General features: G+C 62.7%; 1 protein-coding gene. It reads right to left on the reverse strand.

Translation table 11 applies throughout. The annotated features are described in order from the left end of the window. Positions 1-1,267 (reverse strand): hypothetical protein (locus A1351_RS25230; RefSeq protein WP_198162258.1); only part of this gene is annotated, 1,267 nt, incomplete at both ends.

The following is a 1,267-nucleotide window of genomic DNA, read 5'->3' on the forward strand; positions in this document are numbered from 1 at the left end:
CGGTCCCCGATCGAGCAGCGCGACGATCTGGTCGGCGTAGGGCTCGAGAAACGCGGGGGCCAATCGAGGGAATGTGTAAGCAGCCTGGCGGGCGGCTGTGTAATCCGGCCCTATCCCATCGGTCGCGATCATTTGAAGCATGTCCGGCATCAGCGCCGCCGTGACGACGGGGTTGCGCTCGAATATTCTATCGAAAGACATGGGCGACCGGATGCGCCGGTCGCGCGCGATGCGGCGCAAGAAGTCGATCGAGGGTGGAGTCCACTCCTTCATATTGGTCGCGTGCTCGAGCCAATCGTGTATCGGCTTTGCCTGTTGGGGATCGAAGGTCTCGGTCCGCGGCAGGTTCAGAACGGCGAGAGCCTCTCTGGTCATCAAGTCGTTGACGCCCTGCCCGCTCGTAGGCTTGGTTTCGACCGCCGCCACGCCCGCCGGCCGCTCGAGCGAAAGACCGAGGCGCGCCAAGGTCCCGTTGAACGAAATCTGATCGATGACAATGCGACGCCTCATGATATCGAGGCCTTCGCTGTGCATACCGTCCATGATCGGACCCCAGATCGCCGGGACCGAGGCCACATCGACTCCGACTTCCGTTTGATGGAGGATTTCAGTTGCTTCGCCGCCTTCCCGCCAATGCGCAGTCACGGTTTTGGTGGTCCTTGGAACCACCAGTCGCAGCGGGCTCGGCTCGTCATCTGGAAGGAGCGACAAGGTGTCGAATTGGATCGTCAACTCGGGCGCTTCTCCGGAGTCTCGCGCCGGCAGGACGCAAGTCGCGGTTTCCGACATCGGGCCGCCAGGCGCGGCGCAGCTTTTTCCGCGCTCGAGCCTGTAGAACGAGCCGGCCGCGGCTCCATCGACCATGACGACCCGCACCCATTCGACCCGACCATAGGTGAGCAGAGCGCGGCATTCGTAACCGCAGACATCCTGATCCATGAATGTCTGATCGTGATCGGCGGAGCGGCGACGAATCTCCAGGGACGTCACCCCGATCAGCCCCGGGGGCGCAAAATCAAATCGCTTGAAGGGTATCGAGACCTCTTCTGCTCGCCTCTGAGCGTCGTATCCAGGGACAATGGCGACGGTCGCCATGATCCCGGCGGAGAGCGCGACGCCTTCCCAGCCCGAGCCGAAGCGCCGACAGACGACGGCGGGCAAGGCGCAAACGCCGTAGACGAACACGGTCGCCGACAAAATGATCGGCAAGCCGAGTCCCAATGTGAGAAACGCCACGATGATCGCCATGTCACGGACCGTCATCAAG

The sequence above is a fragment of the Methylosinus sp. R-45379 genome (assembly GCF_001644125.1).
Classification (GTDB): Bacteria; Pseudomonadota; Alphaproteobacteria; order Rhizobiales; family Beijerinckiaceae; genus Methylosinus.